Consider the following 16,368-nt stretch of genomic DNA (forward strand, 5'->3'; position numbering starts at 1 on the left):
GTGCGCTACCGGAAGCGGCGCCGCCGGCAATGCGCCGGAATCCCGGGGAGGAGGGAGGATCGCCGTCGGAGGAGATCGCAGCGCTGCCGACTGAGGAGCGAAGTGCCGCACCAGCCCTTGCTCCGGTCGGCCCAACGCCTGGTAAGCCGCCAACGCCAGCTGCCCGGCCGTAACGAAGCGTTGCCGCGGGGCTTTTGCCATGCCAATGGCGATCACGTCGTCGAAGCTGGGCGGTATGTCGGGACGTAGCTGGCTGGCACGTGGGATCGGGTTGGACAAATGCGCGGCGATCATCTTGTCCGCATCGTCGGCCCGATACGGCGGCAAACCGGTCAGGCATTCGTACAGCACGCAGGCCAACGCGTAGATGTCAACGCGATAGTCGATATCCGCGTCGGCCAAATCCGCGTCGGCGAATCGCTCCGGGGCAACGTACTTCCATCGTTCGGCAGAGTCGTCGGCCCGGCTATCACCGCCCGCTGTATCCGCTTCACCGACGCCCAACCCGCCCACGTACACGAAATCGTCGCTGGTGATCAGGATGTTCCTCGGCGTTATCTCCCCGTGCTCGATTCCGGCGGCATGCAACGAGTCCAGCGCGGCCGCGACTTGGCCGATAACGGTGACTGCTCGCGGCGGCGCCAGTTCGCGGCTTTCGCGGATCAGCGTGGCCAGGTCGACGGCCTCGATCAGGCGCATGTCGACAAACAACTCGCCGTCGATCTCGCCGTGATCGTTGATCGGCAGCAGATGCGGTTCGTCCAGCCGCTCGGCGGCGCGCAGATCATGCTGCATTCGCTCGCGAAAATCCGGATCCGCCGACAGCGTCGGCGATAACAGCTTCAGCGCCACCACCGAGTCGTTTACCGTGTCGTGCGCCTCATACACCGCGCCGGTCTTGCTGCTGTCCATTAATCGCCGCAGCAGGTAGGGGCCGAACCGGGATCCTTCCCGTGAAGTCTGCGCTGCATCGCTCATCGACGGACTCCCTGGCCAATCCACCAGCCCGCCCCCAGCAGCGAGCCAACCTCACGCGACTGAATCACTGACCTCGATATTCGCTTCGGCTGCGCCCGTCGGCGCGGTCACTGCGACGCGGTGGGCCGCTGTGCGTGACCGGTCTCCGCGTTCTGCGGAGCGGCTGCGCCTGGAGCGTGTCCGACGCTCGGCATGCCCGCCGGCGGGCCCGGGGTTCCGGGATATGGCGCGGATATCGGGGCGGCTGCCTGGTCGGCCCCATAGTTCCCGGTGTATTCCGCATAGCTGCCGTACGACGATGCGGCTGGCTGCTGAGCCTGGCGCGCCGGGGCGTGCTGGTTTGCGTGCCCGACGGCATGCGCTGTTGCGCTCTGGCGCGAGGCGTCGGGATGCGGCTGCTGACCGTACTGGTCGTAATACTGGGAGGCTTGGGCGTAGTAGCCGGCGTACGCCTCGTATGCCGACGCCGCGGCGCGTTCGGCGGCAGCCGCCCCGGGCTGGCTCACCACCGCGCCAATCGCGGCCAGCGCTTGCAGCCCGTTGAGGGCGATGATGACCCACAACGCCCAGCCAGGCTGAGATGAGCTGTTGATCAGCACGGACAGCGCGTCGGCGAACCCGACGACCGCCAACGCCGCTACGACTCGGCGGGTCTGCTCGGACGCCAAACCAAATGCGGCCAAAACCCCGGCGAACAGTGCAAAGCGAACTGCCCAAGCCGCACCGCTGTGTCCGGACAGAACCGGTCCGTAGCTGAACAAGTAGGACGCCACACCAAGGACGGCCACGGCGATTCGCAGATACTGCAGCCGTTCCCGCGCCCCCATGTCGGACCGGGCGAACTGCTGTGCGTAGGCATCGTAACCACCCCGCTGCTGGGCCGGGTTATAGCTTTGCGATCCAGAGGGATAGGACATCAGTGCTCCTGTGCGGTCTCGGCGCGGCGATCGTGTGAGCCGGTGCCTACCGTAGCGCAAAAACAGCGGTGAGCTGCAGTTGTTTGCCGCGGTCAGTCTCTGGTGTCGAACGACGACTTGATGTAGTGCATCTCCTCGTCGGTGGCCACCATGGTGACAACTGACGCCCCCGCGCGCGTACTCACCCGCACGGTGTCGTTATCGAAGTCGAGAAGTTCCAGCGCCACGTCGGCATTGGGAGACACCTCGGTATTCGGCGGCAGCACCATCATCGACGTGACGCCCACCCGTACGGACTGCTCGGCGACGCCGTCGAAAACCTCGACGGAATAATTGCGTTCGGCCCCCGCCTGCATGGCGCCCCGGTTGAATTCGGTGACCCACAGCAGGTCGTGATCGTCCACCTCATCGACCATGTCGCGCCACATCCCAGGGCGGCGGCTGTGTACGAGCACGTGGGCGCCGAGCGCCAACGAGCGCAGCACCGCCTGTTGGGCCAAGTGCAGCGTGCCGACAATCTCGACGCGACGAATCTGCGGACCGAACAGCGGCAGCGCGACCGCCCGGCCGTGGTCGTCTGCGCCGATCACTTGCCCACACCCTGACGCCGGAACTACCAGGCCGTCGAGACCGGGTGAATCCGCACCGCCTTCGGCGAACGCCCAGTGCTGCACCTGGCGCGCGGGCTCGGGCACCGGCAAGCTGGCCGCCAAGGCCGAAAACTGGTAGCCCCGTAGGTGAGTCAGGCCGCCTAGCTTGATGCGCGCCCGGCCGTGTGTGTCGAACCGGGCGAGGCCGCGGATCTGCGTCAGGCCGCGACGAAGGTCGCGGCGCAACGAAAGGCACACCGTGGTCGAGTAACTCGGGATCGTCCACAGCAGACCAAGCCCGCCGGTGGTCAGCATGCTGGAATCGATCGCGAAGCTACGCAACCGGAACTGTCCCTCCCGGCACGTCCGCCACGTCTCCTCGACCGTCGCCAAATTCACTCCATCCGACAACTGGTTGGTGGCCTGGCTGATTTCGCTTGCGGTCAGCACCCGCGAGCGCAGGCCCAGCTCTGTCAGACGGTTCGCCACTCGCCGAGTCGCCGTCGTGGCCGTGTGCACAATTCCCTCGCGGCCACCCCCGCGGCGGCGGACCGCGGCAGGGCATCTCGCCGGGTCGAAGCGAATCGCGATCCACACGTGGCGTTGCGCGATAGCCGGCAGCGGGCCTAAGACGGCGTCGTAAACGGCCGCCACGTGGCTGTGGCCTTGCGACCGAGCGCCCTGACTGATTACGTCGATCGAATCGACCGTGATGTCGAACTGTCGTAGACAGTCAACGAGCACCGCCACCGGCACAGTTTCACCGGAGACCGTCATCCCGGGCTCCATCACTGTCATCGCCTGCGGATTTTCTTCAATCTTCAAGAGCGACAACAGCGTTCGCCCATCCCAGCGAAATCCGATGAGCGAGCCGTCAGACATCGGTACGTCGAAGGGCTCGGCCGGCAGTTTCTTCTCCGACCGCTTGCGTCGTTCTCGCACAAATCCCAGCCGCAGCGAGACCAGCCTCGGCAGTGATGTGCCGTGGCGCCGCGTGACCAGAAGCAGCGCGAGCGCGAGCCCCGCGGCACCGCCGCGCCAGGCGGGAAATTTTAAGATCAGGGCGATTACCACCCCGCCGGCCACCAACAGCTCCAAGAGCAGCAGGTCCGCAAGCGGCAGCAGGCGCTGCGCGCCGATGTCCACTGTCGACCGGAGCCTGCTTGGCTCCGGCGATTTAGCTCCGTGGCGGCGACTCACTGGGCTCCTATTTCACTACGCAGCGAGCGACAGATTTGTGTCCTGTTGCCCCGCCGACGCTGTTATACGCTACCGGTGCATCGGTGCCTTAGCCGACGCTGATTGGAGCGGTAATGCCAGCGCAAGTTACCACGCGAGCGCAGGTGAACGGCTATAGATTCTTGATTCGGCGCCTGGAACACGCGCTCATTCGCGCCGATTCCCGGATGATCCATGACCCCATGCGCGGCCAGATGAGGTCGCTACTGGTCGGCTTGGTGATAGCCCTGCTCATCACGGGAGCCGCCGGCGTGCTCGCATTCTTCAAGCCGGCGCCCAACATTGGCAATGCGCAAATACTTATCAGCAAATCTAGCGGCGCGTTGTTCGTGAGAATCGGTGAACGTATCCACCCGGTTCTGAATATCACGTCGGCGCGGTTGATTGTGGGGAAACCGGAGCAGCCCAAGCAGGTTGACGACAAATGGTTGAACCAGGCACCGCGTGGACCCATGGTGGGGATCATCGGCGCGCCCACCAGTATCCGCTCCGCAGATAACCTGCAGCTGTCGTCGTGGAGCGTTTGCGATACCGCGACGAATCCCGATCTTCAGCGCGGTACCGGCGTTGCCAGCGTGGACACCACGGTCTTGGCCAACGACCCCGTGCTCAACGAAGACATTCGGGCGGCAGGTCCGACGCAGATGATCCTCGCCAGCTCGGGCGGCGTCGTGTACCTGATCTACGGTGCGCTGCGCGCGCCGATCGACCCCCACGATCCGGTCCTGACAAACGCGCTTCATCTGCAGGGCCTGCAATCCCGGCCGGTTTCTCCGGGCCTGCTGAATTCTTTCAAGTTGGTACCCCCCATCAGCCCGGTACCGATCGAGGGTGCTGGGGAGGTCAACCCGCTGATCGGGCCCGCCTACCCGGTGGGCTCGATCGTCAAAACCGTCGACTCCCGGGGCGAGCAGTTGTACGTCGTGCTGGTGCAGGGGCTCCAACCCATCTCGGCGGCCACCGCGGACATCATCCGCTACGGAAACCCGGCCGGCACGGCAACTCGGGAGATTTCGCCGTCAGTGCTGAACAACGTCCCCCAGGTGCATATCTTGCCGGTAGACCACTATCCGGCGGTGACACCGCAGATCGTCCCGGTCGAGCCTGACCGCGTGGTATGCATGGCGTGGCAGCGGTCGAATACCGCTGCCCAAGCGACCATCCGACTACTGGTTGGCCATCGTCTTCCGCTGCCGGACGGGGCGCAGCCGGTCCGCCTCGCTACTGCTGATGGCAACGGCCCGGGGTTGGACTCGGTCTACCTGCGGCCGGGCACCGGCGAGTTCGTACGGGCTACCGGCGGCGGAGCCGATAGCCGCGCGATGGGCCAACTGTTCTACGTGGCCGACACCGGATTGCGTTACCACATCAAAGATTTGCCCACCGCGAGCGCGTTAGGAGTGACCGGTGTCAAGGACCCAGACAGCGGTGGCGAACTCCCGCAACTGGCGCCTTGGCCAGCCCTGTCGCTACTTCCCCCGGGACCTGAATTGTCGCAAGAGGCCGCGCTCGTCGCCCATGACGGCATGGCAGCGGACCCGCTCGGTGCCAAGGTTGAACAACCGCAATAGCAGCGCGGCGCTCAGATACGCAGCTCCCGGAAGAACGCGTAAAGCCGGATAATCCAACAGCACAAGGGAAACACAGTTGCTATCGCTACGAATTCCAGGATCTCGACCTGGCGCCGCATGACCGGTGAAAAATCCAGTCGGGTTGCGATGACACCGCATACGGTTGTCAGGGCCATCAATGCCACCAGCGCCAGCGTGGCGTACAGCTGCCAGCCACCGTCGAGGTAGGTGGCGGTCTTGACGACCAGAATCAACGCGATTACCAGGCCCGCGCCGACGAGGGTGGCCGACTGTATGAGGTCGTGGTGGCTGCGCCCGCGCAAGCACAGTACCGTCGCCAAGGCAACCGCGAAAGTAGCTCCCTGCCAATAGAAGCCATCGCTGAGGTCGATTGCGAGATAACATCCGACTGCGGCAGCGATGGCTGCCGCGACGATGATGCCGGTCAGGTATTGATTAGCCCTGCGCAGCCGGTTGATCATTCCCTCTTCGGTGGGGATGATCTGCTTGCCGAGGGCATTGACCCCCTCGACCGCCGTCCCGCCTTGCGTCTCGATGTCGTCGAGTTGCTCACCGGCCGTCGGCACCCGCGGGATCGGCAACTTGGACAGCAAAATCGTGACTCTGGGTGAGAGGTAGACAATTATCACGGACGCGGTAGCGACGACTGCTCCCACGGTGCGTTCGGGCAATTGCCACAGGATGTCGATGACGGCGGTAAGGCCGCCCAGCGCCGAGACCGCTATGACTGCCGTGTGCAGCGCCCGTCCGTGGCCGGAAATCAGCAGCATCATCAGCGACGCGAGGGCCGTCAAAGCGAAGGCCATCGGTAGCGACTCGGCTCCATAACCGCCGGGCACCACATAGAGCGATCCAGCGAAGATCAATGGGATGCCCATGGCGCCCATCCACTCCGAGCGCCGTGAGCCCCCTGATCGGTACGCGAGCAAGCACGCTGTGACGACGCACAGCGCGCCGACCGCCAATGCGGCGGCGGACACTATCCGGTCGCCAGTGCGCCCGGGAAGCAGGAACGCGACGGTAATTGTGGCAATAAGTCCCACGCTGAAGCAGGTGATCAGCCGTGCGTTCGCCGCCAGCCAGGCGGCGGCCGAAGCCTGATCCTTGCTGTCCTCGATGTCGTCGAACAACAGCGGGCTGACCGGCCTACCGACTTCGGCGATTGCGAGCATTTCCCCGTCGAAGACGTTGGCGTCGGCAAGTGAACGCCCCTGGTCGATCGGCTCTGCTCCTAGGCGGGAGAGTGTCCATTTTCCCGGTTTGTTGTCGAATTCGATTTCGGTCAGTTCCGGGCGGGTGGCAATTTGATCGTTGGCGATGTCGATGACGTCGCCCATGAATGCCCCGATGCTGACATTCGCCGGCAACCCGACGTCAAAACGCAACCCGCCGACCACCAATGTGATCCGGCTGAGCTCCTGCTCAGACTCAGATTCCGCGTCAAGTTCGGACAGCGACGGCGGTAGAGTCAACGCTATCGGCCTCCTCGGGTTGTCGCGCGCATAAGAATACCTAGGGATGTCCAAGACCGTTGACAGAAGATTCGGGGGTATCGCCCGGTGACTTCGCAGGGCTTCGTGCGCCGCTTGCGGGTTTCCCCGCCGGCTATGCCCGGCGGCGAACTTAATCTGCAGTCGCCGCCGGAGGTGCCTCGGGTGATACCGGGCAACCTGCTGATTCGGCTGATGCCGTTCGTGATGATCGTCGCGGTGGTCGGAATGATCGCGCTGATGGTGACCGTCGGGGGCCGGGATCTGACCAAAAACCCGATGTTCTTGATCTTTCCGATGATGATGGTCATGTCAATGGCGGGCATGTTCATGGGCGGTGGTGGCCGTTCGGGCAAGGCGGCCGCCGAGCTGAACGAAGAGCGCAAAGACTACTTCAGCTATCTGGCGAATCTGCGCGACGACGCGGACGCAACCGGCGAAAAGCAACGCGCCGCGTTGGAGTGGAGTCACCCGGACCCTCGAGCTCTGGCCGACGTGGTGGGTACCAGGCGGATGTGGGAACGCCGTCCCACCGACCAAGACTTCTGTCACGTCAGAGTGGGCATCGGTACCCACCGTCTGGCCACTCGGTTGCTGGCCCCCGAAACCGGCCCGCCCGAGGACCTCGAACCGGTATCCACGGTCGCATTGCGCCGCTTCGTCAAGACACATTCGGTGGTGCACGCGCTGCCTACCGCGGTCTCGCTGCGTGCTTTCCCGGTCATTTCTTTCGAGGGCGACCGCAAGCTCGCGCAACAGCTGGTCCGGTCAATGATATTGGAGCTGTGCGCATTTCACGGACCAGACCACGTGCTTGTCGCGGTGGTGACGGCCAACCCGGACAGCGAGAACTGGAGCTGGGTCAAATGGCTGCCACAGGCGCAGCACCCCACCGCCCGCGACGGGTTGGGCACGATGCGGCTGCTTTTTCCGACCCTCGAGCTGCTGGAGCGGTCGCTGTCAGCAGACTTGGGTGAGCGCGGTCGTTTCTCGCGTAACGCCGAACCCACCCAGGGAACCAAGCAGTTGGTGATAGTGCTGGATGACGGATACATCACCGGCGACGAGCGATTGAGGACCGAGGCCGGACTCGACGGAGTTACGCTGCTCGATCTCAACGGCCCGGCAGAGGGTGCGTTGGGCAGGCGCGGACTGCAGTTGGTGGTGGAAGGCGACGACGTGGGGGCGCGTACTTCGGCGGGAGTCGAGCGGTTCGCGACGCCTGACGTCATCACTGTCGAGGAGGCAGAGGCCACAGCGCGACGAATCGGACGATTCCGGCTCGCCAGCGCCGCCCATATCGTCAGTTTGGAGTCGGACTCCCGCGTGGCTGACCCGGGCCTGATGGCGTTGTTGAAGATTCAGGACGCCGCCGAGATCATCCCCGAACAGGTTTGGCGGAAGCGCACGCCTCGCGAACGGCTAAGGGTGCCGATCGGCATCACACCCAACGGCCAGCCGTTGGAGCTGGACATCAAGGAATCGGCCGAGGGGGGCATGGGACCGCACGGATTGTGCATCGGCGCAACCGGTTCCGGTAAGTCGGAGTTTCTGCGCACGCTGGTGTTGTCGATGATCACCTCGCACTCACCGGATGCGCTGAACCTGGTCCTAGTGGACTTCAAGGGTGGGGCGACGTTTCTCGGTCTCGAAGGCGTCCCGCATATCGCGGCGATCATCACCAACCTCGAAGATGAGTTGATTCTCGTCGACAGGATGCGCGACGCGCTGGCCGGCGAGATGAACCGCCGCCAGGAACTGCTGCGTTCGGCCGGCAACTTCGCCAACGTCACCGAATACGAGCGTGCCCGCGCCAACGGCGCTGAGTTGGACCCGCTGCCGGCGCTGTTCATCATCGTTGACGAGTTTTCCGAATTGTTGTCACAGAAACCCGAATTCGCTGAGCTATTCGTGATGATCGGCCGCCTCGGCCGGTCGTTGCACGTCCACCTGCTGCTGGCCTCGCAGCGTTTGGAGGAAGGCAAGCTGCGTGGCTTGGATTCGCACTTGTCTTATCGGATCGGCCTGAAAACGTTCTCGGCCGGCGAGTCGCGCAGCGTGCTGGGCGTTCCGGACGCCTATCACCTGCCCAGTGTCCCCGGCTCGGCCTTCCTGAAATGCGATGCGGCCGAACCGCTTCGATTCAACACCACCTATGTGTCTGGCGACTACGTCCGCCCGCGACCATCCGCGCACACCGGCCGGGTGTCGCAGCTAGGGGCGCTGGCGCCGAAACTCTTCACCGCGACCCCCGTGAAGAAGGATCCCGTCCCCGTCATTCGGGACCTCGAGCCCATCTCCCAGGCCGACATCCCGCCGCCCTCACCGATCAAAGCATCCCTGCTCGACGTTGTTGTCGGAAGGTTGCGCGGACACGGGCGGCCCGCGCACGAGGTGTGGCTGCCGCCACTGGACGAAAGCCCGGCCGTCAACCAGCTTTTGCCGGGTTCGCCGTGGGACTCCGCGGAGAACATCAACGGCAGATTGTGGATGCCGGTCGGTGTAATCGACCGACCCTACGATCAGCGCCGCGACGTGATGACCGTCGATCTGTCTGGGGCGCAAGGTAACGTCGCCATCGTCGGCGGCCCGCAATCTGGCAAATCCACGGCGATGCGGACGCTGATCATGTCGGCCGCGGCGACGCATACCCCCGAACAAGTCCAGTTCTTCTGCTTGGACTTCGGTGGCGGTACTTTGGGCAGCTTGGCCAAGCTCCCGCACGTGGGCTACGTGGCCGGGCGAATGGACGCCGATGGGATCCGCCGGACCGTCGCCGAGGTATCTGGCGTGCTGCGGGCGCGGGAGGTCCGATTTCGCGAACTGGGTATCGAGTCGATGCGGGACTTCCGGCAACGCAAGGCCCGCCTGGCGACTCTCCCGCCTGACGCCGCAGCCCGAGATCCGTTGCGCCGGGACAAGTTCGGCGATCTGTTCTTGGTGATTGACGGATGGGCTTCGATCAGAAGCGATTTCGAGGCTCTGGAACCGGCGCTGCAGGCGTTGGCGATCCAGGGGCTTTCCTACGGTGTGCACTTGGCGATCACGGCGACCCGATGGATGGAGATCCGCCCAGCGGTCAAGGACATGCTGGGAACCCGTGTGGAGCTGCGGCTGGGTGATCCCCTCGACAGCGAAATGGGCCGCAAGTTCGCCGAATTGGTGCCAGTCGGTAGGCCCGGCCGAGGGATGAATCGCGAGAGGCTGCACTTCCTCATCGCGCTGCCGCGGTTGGATTCGAGCTCCGGTGTCGAGGACCTACCGGAGGGAGTCGCCAACTCTGTTGCCGCCGTCCGGGCGCACTACGGCGCTCGTCAAGCGCCGCGAGTTCGGATGCTGCCGCACAACGTCGACCGCAACGCCGTCGTCCGCGCCGCAGCCGCTGCCAAGATGCTCAGTAAGTCGCGCATCGCCATTGGCATCAACGAAGAGGAATTGCGCCCGGTCGTCCTCGATTTCGATGCGCAGCCCCACTTGGTGGCGTTCGCCGACGCCGAATGCGGGAAGACCAGCCTGCTGCGCAACATCGCCGCCGGCGTGATGGAGAACGCCAAACCCGACGAGTGCAAAATTATCTTGATCGACTATCGCCGCTCGATGCTCGGAGTGGTGGAGAATGAATTCCTGGGCGGCTACGCGACCGCCTCGCAGTCTTGCACCGAGCTGATCGCAGCGCTTGCCGAATCGCTGAAGGATCGGTTGCCGCCCAGCGATGTGACGCAGCAGCAGCTCAAGGAACGCTCGTGGTGGTCCGGGCCCGAGCTGTTCGTAATGATCGACGACTACGACCTGGTGTCGACCGGCTCTGCCTACAACTCGCCGCTGGCTCCCCTGGTTGAGTATCTCCCCCAGGCTCGCGATATCGGGCTGCGCGTCATCGTGACCCGGCGCAGCGGCGGTGCTGGCCGAGCCATGGGCGACCCTGTGATCGGTCGGCTTCGGGACTTGTCGTGCAACGCACTTGTGATGAGTGGGTCGAAGGAAGAGGGCGTGTTGTTCGGCCATCGCGCAACGGAGATGCCGCCAGGCCGGGGCATGCTGGTGTCGCGGACGATGAAGAGCGGGGTGATCCAATTGTCGAGGATGCCTGACCTGTGACGGGTATCAGCGAGCTCACCCGCATACAGGTAGTGCCGGCCGCACCCGAGCGGATCCGGGTCTCGGTACTTGGCGAACACACGCAGCTGGACATCGCCCTGCCGTTGGATGTTCCCGTGTCGGATTTCCTTCCGGACGTGGCACGGCTTATCAGCTCCCGAAAGTCCACTCACGTCGATGAGTCGGCCGGCGACGAGCGCCGGACTTTCTGGGTGCTCAGCCGATTCGACGGCGGCAGCGTGCTTGCTCCGGAACAGACGTTGCGCGAAGCCGACGTGGTCAATGGCGAGCTGCTCAGGTTGTCACCCGAGCGAGCACTGTCGCCGCCCACTCTCTACGACGACGTGGTGGACGCCGCCGCGCGGTTGAATAAGGCGGCGTATGCCGCATGGGATGCCGCGTCGGCACGGTGGATGGCTTTTGCCGGCGTTCACCTCGCCGCCGCGGCGCTGGTGTACCTACTCGTCGGCACGGTTTCCCCGACGGACCGAGTGGCTAAGGTCGGCATCGCGGTGGCGGTGGTTTTCGCTTTGGTGGGAGCGGCGGCGATCGCGTGGCGCAGCTATCGGCTCGGCGACGTCGCTACCGCGCTGGGCTGGGCGGCCATCCCGATCACCGCCGGAGTTCTTTGGGCAACATTGGCGCATTACGGGCCTTATGGCCTTGCCGCGGCTTGCGGGATCCTGTTGTTGCTCAACGTCATTTATTACCGGGCAATCGGTGTCGGCCACTGGGGGTACCTGGCCACATCGATCCCTGTCTTGCTCGGCGCGCCGGCGTTGCTCGCTTATGCGGCTGGCCTGCGTCTTGACATCGTCTGTCTGTCTGTCGCGCTCGCGGCCGCCCTTGCAAGCCTGGCGGTGCCGCGGCTCACTGGACGGTTGGGCAGCTTCGAGACGCCGACCGTTGCCGCTGAAGTCGAGCGCGACGAGTGGGCTTTTGAGAATCCATTCCTACCGGCGGCTGCGTCCAAGTCTGACCGGGACGAGCATTCGGGCGTGTCGATGCCGACCGCAGAGGCGGTTTGGAATCAAGTGCGCGCCGCCTCGCTGACGCGCGCGGCACTGTGGACCGGGCTGGCAACCACCGTCGCGGTGGCGGTGACAGTCGTTCTGCAGAGGCAGGGTTCGGTCGGCTGGCCGGCGTTGGCGTTCGCGTGGGCTGTGGCGGCCGTGCTCTGCCTTCGTAGTCGGGTACCTGATACCTGGTTCGAACGCGCCGGGGCTGCGGTGCCGGGGGTGGCGCTGCTGATGGTCAGCTGCGTGATCGCTCAAGGTGGGAAGGCTCCAATCCCGCTGACCGCGGTGTGCGTGCTGTTGGCGGTCGCGGCTGGGGCCGCCCTATTGGGAATTCTCGAGCCCGGCCGTGGCTCGGGCAAGCTCTCAACGGTGCTCAACTACCTGGAGTACGTCGCTGTGGCTGCGCTTATCCCGCTGGCGCTGTGGGTGGTGGGCATCTACGACCGGCACGGACACTGGTGAAAACCAGCCGCGTCCTCACTGCATTGCTGGCGGTGGTCGCCTGGGTGGCGCCGCCAATACCGTTGCAGGCGTGGGCGATTCGGCCGCCGGTCGTCGAGCCCGGCCCTGCGCCCAGCGGACCGGTTGGGCCGCCAGAGCCAACCGAACTCAAGAGTTTGTGCGGAATCCAGACTGGCACGCTCCCTCAGACGGATTATTCCCTGCAAACGGCCGCCGAGACGATGCTGGACTACCGCAGCGCGTGGCAGTTCTCCCGGGGCGCGGGGCAGAAGGTGGCGGTCATCGACACGGGGGTAAACCCGCATCCGCGGCTCCCGGCGCTGGAAGGCGGGGGCGACTATGTCTCCAGCACCAACGGGCTGCAAGATTGCGACGCCCACGGCACCCTGGTGGCGGGAATCATCGCAGCCATCCCCAGCCCCGACGACGGCTTCGCCGGAGTGGCCCCGGATGCCAGAATCCTGTCTATCCGACAGAACAGCGCCGTCTACGGACTCCAAGGCGGGGGTGGTGGCCGTCAGAACAACGACCCCAACGCCATTTCAGAGGGCTACGGCAACACCTTGACGCTCGCCTACGCGATCTCCCGCGCCGTCAGCATGGGTGCGACCGTCATCAATTTGTCCGAGGTGGCGTGCAGTCCGGTGGGATCGGGACTCGACGACAAAGCTCTGGGTCAAGCCGTCCGCGACGCGTTCGAACACAACGTGGTGGTGGTGGCTGCCGCGGGCAACTTCAATCAGCAGGGGTTGTGCAACGCACAGAACGTCATGACTGATCCGAATATGCCGCTGCAGGCCGGCTGGGACTCGGTACGTACGATTGCCAGCCCGGCGTGGTTTGACCAATACGTCTTGACGGTGGGCGCGGTGACCCCGTCCGCGGAACCAGCCGATTTCAGTCTGCATGGCCCGTGGGTCGCCGTCGCTGCGCCGGGAGAGCGCATCACCTCACTGAACCCGAACGGCCCCAGCCTGACAAACGAGGTACTTACCAAGCAAGGTTGGTCGCAGGTCAACGGCACCAGCTTTGCAGCGCCCTTCGTATCGGGCCTGGTGGCGCTGATCCGGTCGCGCTTCCCTGACTTGAACGCCGGCCAGGTGATGGATCTGGTTAAGCGGACCGCGCATACCCCCGGTGTCGGCCCGAATATGGCGACCGGTTACGGCGTGATCGACCCGACGGCTGCACTGACGAACTGGCTTCCCGCCCCGAATCAGATCCCCAATCCTCAAGCAGGATCACGCATCGCCGGACGTCCGCATACCCCACCGGCCAGCCGTCAGGCCCGCACAATCGTATTTTGCGTGACGGCGGCCGCCTTGGCATTGATGGCGGTGGCAGGTGGGGTCGCCATCGGCGGCCGCCGCCGGCCGGCACGGACGCCCGCCGAGAAGTCCGACGGCACGGACGACGTCCTGGTCCAACGGTCAAGCTAACGCAAAATGACGTTACGGAGCCGAGCCGGCAACCGCACAGTGAGTTCGAGCCCGCCGAAAAAACCGTCTCTGAGCCCGCTAGATGTGTGGGAACCTCGAAGTGGCCGCCTGCGGCAGGCGGTACGTAGCATTGACAAGAACAAGAACGAATGACCCGGCGAAGAGAGTGGGACGTTGTCTCAGCAGCCCAAGCAGAAGCCTGCGGAGCAAGATCGCGGGTCGCTGGCGCGTCCTCCCTGGTTGCCGGACGAAAAGCAACGGCGACCGGTCCGTATCCGTCGCGGTAGACAGCCCGATAACGCGAACCGCGAACCCAAGCCCGCCGATCCCCGGGACGTCGCAGAGAATTCACGCAGCTCGGATGCGGGTGCTCACCGGGAGCCGCAGACAGACACGAGTGCCGCGCCGCACCCGGGCCGTAAGCGAGTCCCGGTTGCATTCGAACGCGGCATCCGGATCAACCGCGACGTCGAAGAGTCCCGGGGGCGGCCCCGATATGGGCCGGCTGCCGAGGACGACATCGCCGGCGAAACCGCCCACACGTCGCGCGTGGACGAGTCGTTGTCACCCGGCACAGGTATGTCAATGAAGCACACCGACGACGAGATCGACTCGGGCGAGGCAGCCGCGGAGTCCGAGAGCCGGGACGAAAGTGAATCCGACACGGGTGCTGACTGGGGCCTGGCGCCGGAGGTTGGTGCACTCGAGCACGACGAAGCGACGCCGGAGGACGAGCCGGTGTCATCGCAGGAAACCAACGGCGTTGCAGCCGAACCGTCCGTTCCCACCGAGACGCTCTACGAGTCAATGTTGCAAGAGCTGGGCCAGGCCCGCAGGGCGCAGGCCGAACCCTTCGACGAGCCCGAAATCAGTGCGGAGTCAACGTCGTTCGACACACCAGACTCCGAGTCGCCGGTGTGGGAGTCGGCTTTGCCGGTTGAGCCGGAACGATTCGAAGGGTCGGCGGAAGTTCCCGAGGTTGTTGAACCGGGGCTCGTCGCGGAACCCGACGCGGTCGCCGAATCCGAACCGGTCGCCGAAACCGAACCTGTCGCCGAAACCGAACCTGTCAGTGAAGCTGAGGCGATTGCCGAACCCGAAATCAGCCCGGAGTCAACGTCGTTCGATGCGGGAGACTCTGACCCGTCGATTTGGGAGTCGGCCTTGCCGGCCGAGTCGGAACAATTCGAAAGGTCGGTGGGAAGCTTCGCGTTTCCCGAGACCGCGGGGTTCGAAGTGCCTGGGGTTGTTGAACCGGAACCGGTCGCCGAACCCGAAAATAGCCTGGAGTCGACGTTGTCCGATGCGGGAGACTCTGAGTCGTCGGTGTGGGAACCAACGGGGGAGTCGGCTTTGCCGGTTGAGCCGGAACGATCCGAAGGGTCGGCGGAAGTTCCCGAAGTTGTTGAACCGGAGCTCGTCGCGGAACCCGACGCGGTCGCCGAATCCGAACCAGTCGTCGAACCCGAACCGGTCAGCGAACCCGAAGCGGTCGTTGAATCCGAAACCAGCCCGGAGGCAACGCCATTCGGTGCAGGAGACTCCGAGTCGTCGGTGTGGGCAACCACAGGGGAGTCGGCCTTGCCGGTTGAGCCGGAACGATTCGAGGAAACGGCGGAAGGCTTTGCTTTTCCCGAGGCGCATGGGTCCGAAGTTCCCGAGGTTGGTGAGCCGGAACCGGTCGCCGAACCCGACGGGGTCGCCGCCCTCTCGTCGGAGCCGCACCCCGCGACTTTGCCGACGGAACCCGAGCCGCACACACCAGACGAGCCGCTGGTGGAGAACGTCGAATGGAGCCGTTCCGAGCCGGAGGGGCTGACGCCCGAGCCGAATCAACGACACGAGCTCGACGAGATCGAGTCCCGGGCCGCTGCTCTACTCGAGCGAATGGAAGCAAAGAAGCAGCAGTTGGCAACGTCCGACCCGGGTGCCCTCAGCGACGTCGATGATGAGCCGACTCAGTGGCCGTCTGGTGGCGGCGAACTTGACCAGCGGGACGTCGAGGCCGAGCCCATCGCCAATGTAGACCCTCCGGCTGAGTCGGACGAGGATGCCGATGCGCCGGCCGGTTCTGGTGCTGGCCCGATCCTCGAGGAGCTGGCCCAGGCCAATACCACCGATATTTCGGACGATGACGATGTCGAGTCCGGCGCGGTCGCGCCGGCAGAAACTGCGTTGCCGGGCGTGAGTGCGGATCGCTCCGCGGACGTGATCGGTCTACCCGACGGTGCCGATGTCGGTGACGACGTCACTAGCGTGCCTAACGCCGACCGCGACTCGGCGTCTGAGGAGCTCGCCGACGACCCGGTGGAGCCGCCGAAGTCCTCGAAGCGAACCGCATCCCGACGGATGGCCCTGCCGCCATGGCAGATGCCGTCGGCGATGCCGCAAGTCCAGTTCGAGCCGCCCGCGGCAGAGGAGCCTCCGCGGCGACCGGCAGACCGGGCTCCGGAACCGGCTCTGGCCGGCGACGACCGCACCCCGCCCGCCGACGCCGGTTCGCCGCCGCCGGGTCCCCCGCCTCTGCCCGGGCCGCCCACGGGG

Annotated in this window: 9 protein-coding genes; 5 read left to right on the forward strand and 4 right to left on the reverse strand. The window is 65.0% G+C overall.

Features of this window, described 5'->3' with window-relative positions; genetic code table 11:
• From ACYQ8K_RS28370 to eccE, 3 genes are all read right to left on the reverse strand, one after another.
• A partial coding sequence (locus ACYQ8K_RS28370; RefSeq protein WP_459974444.1) for a serine/threonine-protein kinase occupies positions 1-978 on the reverse strand: 978 nt, incomplete at its 3' end.
• A gap of 107 nt (positions 979-1,085) precedes the next feature.
• Positions 1,086-1,895: a DUF5336 domain-containing protein gene (locus ACYQ8K_RS28375; RefSeq protein ID WP_459974446.1), complete on the reverse strand. Its 810-nt coding sequence runs from the start codon at positions 1,893-1,895 to the stop codon at positions 1,086-1,088.
• A gap of 92 nt (positions 1,896-1,987) precedes the next feature.
• Positions 1,988-3,631: a type VII secretion protein EccE gene (eccE, locus tag ACYQ8K_RS28380; RefSeq protein WP_459974448.1), complete on the reverse strand. Its 1,644-nt coding sequence runs from the start codon at positions 3,629-3,631 to the stop codon at positions 1,988-1,990.
• A 167-nt stretch (positions 3,632-3,798) separates the two neighbouring features.
• Between eccE and eccB the strand changes: the two genes are divergently transcribed.
• Complete coding sequence (gene eccB, locus ACYQ8K_RS28385; RefSeq protein ID WP_459974450.1) at positions 3,799-5,295, forward strand: type VII secretion protein EccB; 1,497 nt, start codon at positions 3,799-3,801, stop codon at positions 5,293-5,295.
• A gap of 11 nt (positions 5,296-5,306) precedes the next feature.
• On the opposite strand, the gene eccD (ACYQ8K_RS28390) is transcribed toward eccB, so the two are convergent.
• Complete coding sequence (gene eccD / locus ACYQ8K_RS28390; protein WP_459974453.1) at positions 5,307-6,842, reverse strand: type VII secretion integral membrane protein EccD; 1,536 nt, start codon at positions 6,840-6,842, stop codon at positions 5,307-5,309.
• 33 nt (positions 6,843-6,875) lie between these two features.
• Here eccD (ACYQ8K_RS28390) and eccCa point away from each other — a divergent pair, with 33 nt between their 5' ends.
• The 4 genes from eccCa to ACYQ8K_RS28410 all read left to right on the forward strand — a co-directional run.
• Complete coding sequence (eccCa, locus tag ACYQ8K_RS28395) at positions 6,876-10,904, forward strand: type VII secretion protein EccCa (RefSeq protein WP_459974455.1); 4,029 nt, start codon at positions 6,876-6,878, stop codon at positions 10,902-10,904.
• Positions 10,901-12,385: a type VII secretion integral membrane protein EccD gene (eccD, locus tag ACYQ8K_RS28400; protein ID WP_459974457.1), complete on the forward strand. Its 1,485-nt coding sequence runs from the start codon at positions 10,901-10,903 to the stop codon at positions 12,383-12,385. The genes eccCa and eccD (ACYQ8K_RS28400) overlap by 4 nt, the downstream gene beginning before the upstream one ends.
• Positions 12,382-13,824, forward strand: coding sequence for a type VII secretion-associated serine protease mycosin (gene mycP, locus ACYQ8K_RS28405; protein WP_459974458.1), 1,443 nt, complete (start codon positions 12,382-12,384; stop codon positions 13,822-13,824). Before eccD (ACYQ8K_RS28400) ends, mycP begins: the two co-directional genes overlap by 4 nt.
• 585 nt (positions 13,825-14,409) lie before the next feature.
• The coding region (locus ACYQ8K_RS28410; RefSeq protein ID WP_459974460.1) for a DNA polymerase III subunit gamma/tau domain-containing protein at positions 14,410-16,368 on the forward strand (1,959 nt) is incomplete at its 3' end.

The sequence above is a fragment of the Mycobacterium sp. MUNTM1 genome (assembly GCF_054660795.1).

Coding starts and splice junctions, on each gene's coding strand:
- ACYQ8K_RS28375 (WP_459974446.1), bottom strand. CDS start 1,895: ATGTCCTATCCCTCTGGATCGCAAAGCTATAACCCGGCCCAGCAGCGG.
- eccB (WP_459974450.1), top strand. CDS start 3,799: ATGCCAGCGCAAGTTACCACGCGAGCGCAGGTGAACGGCTATAGATTC.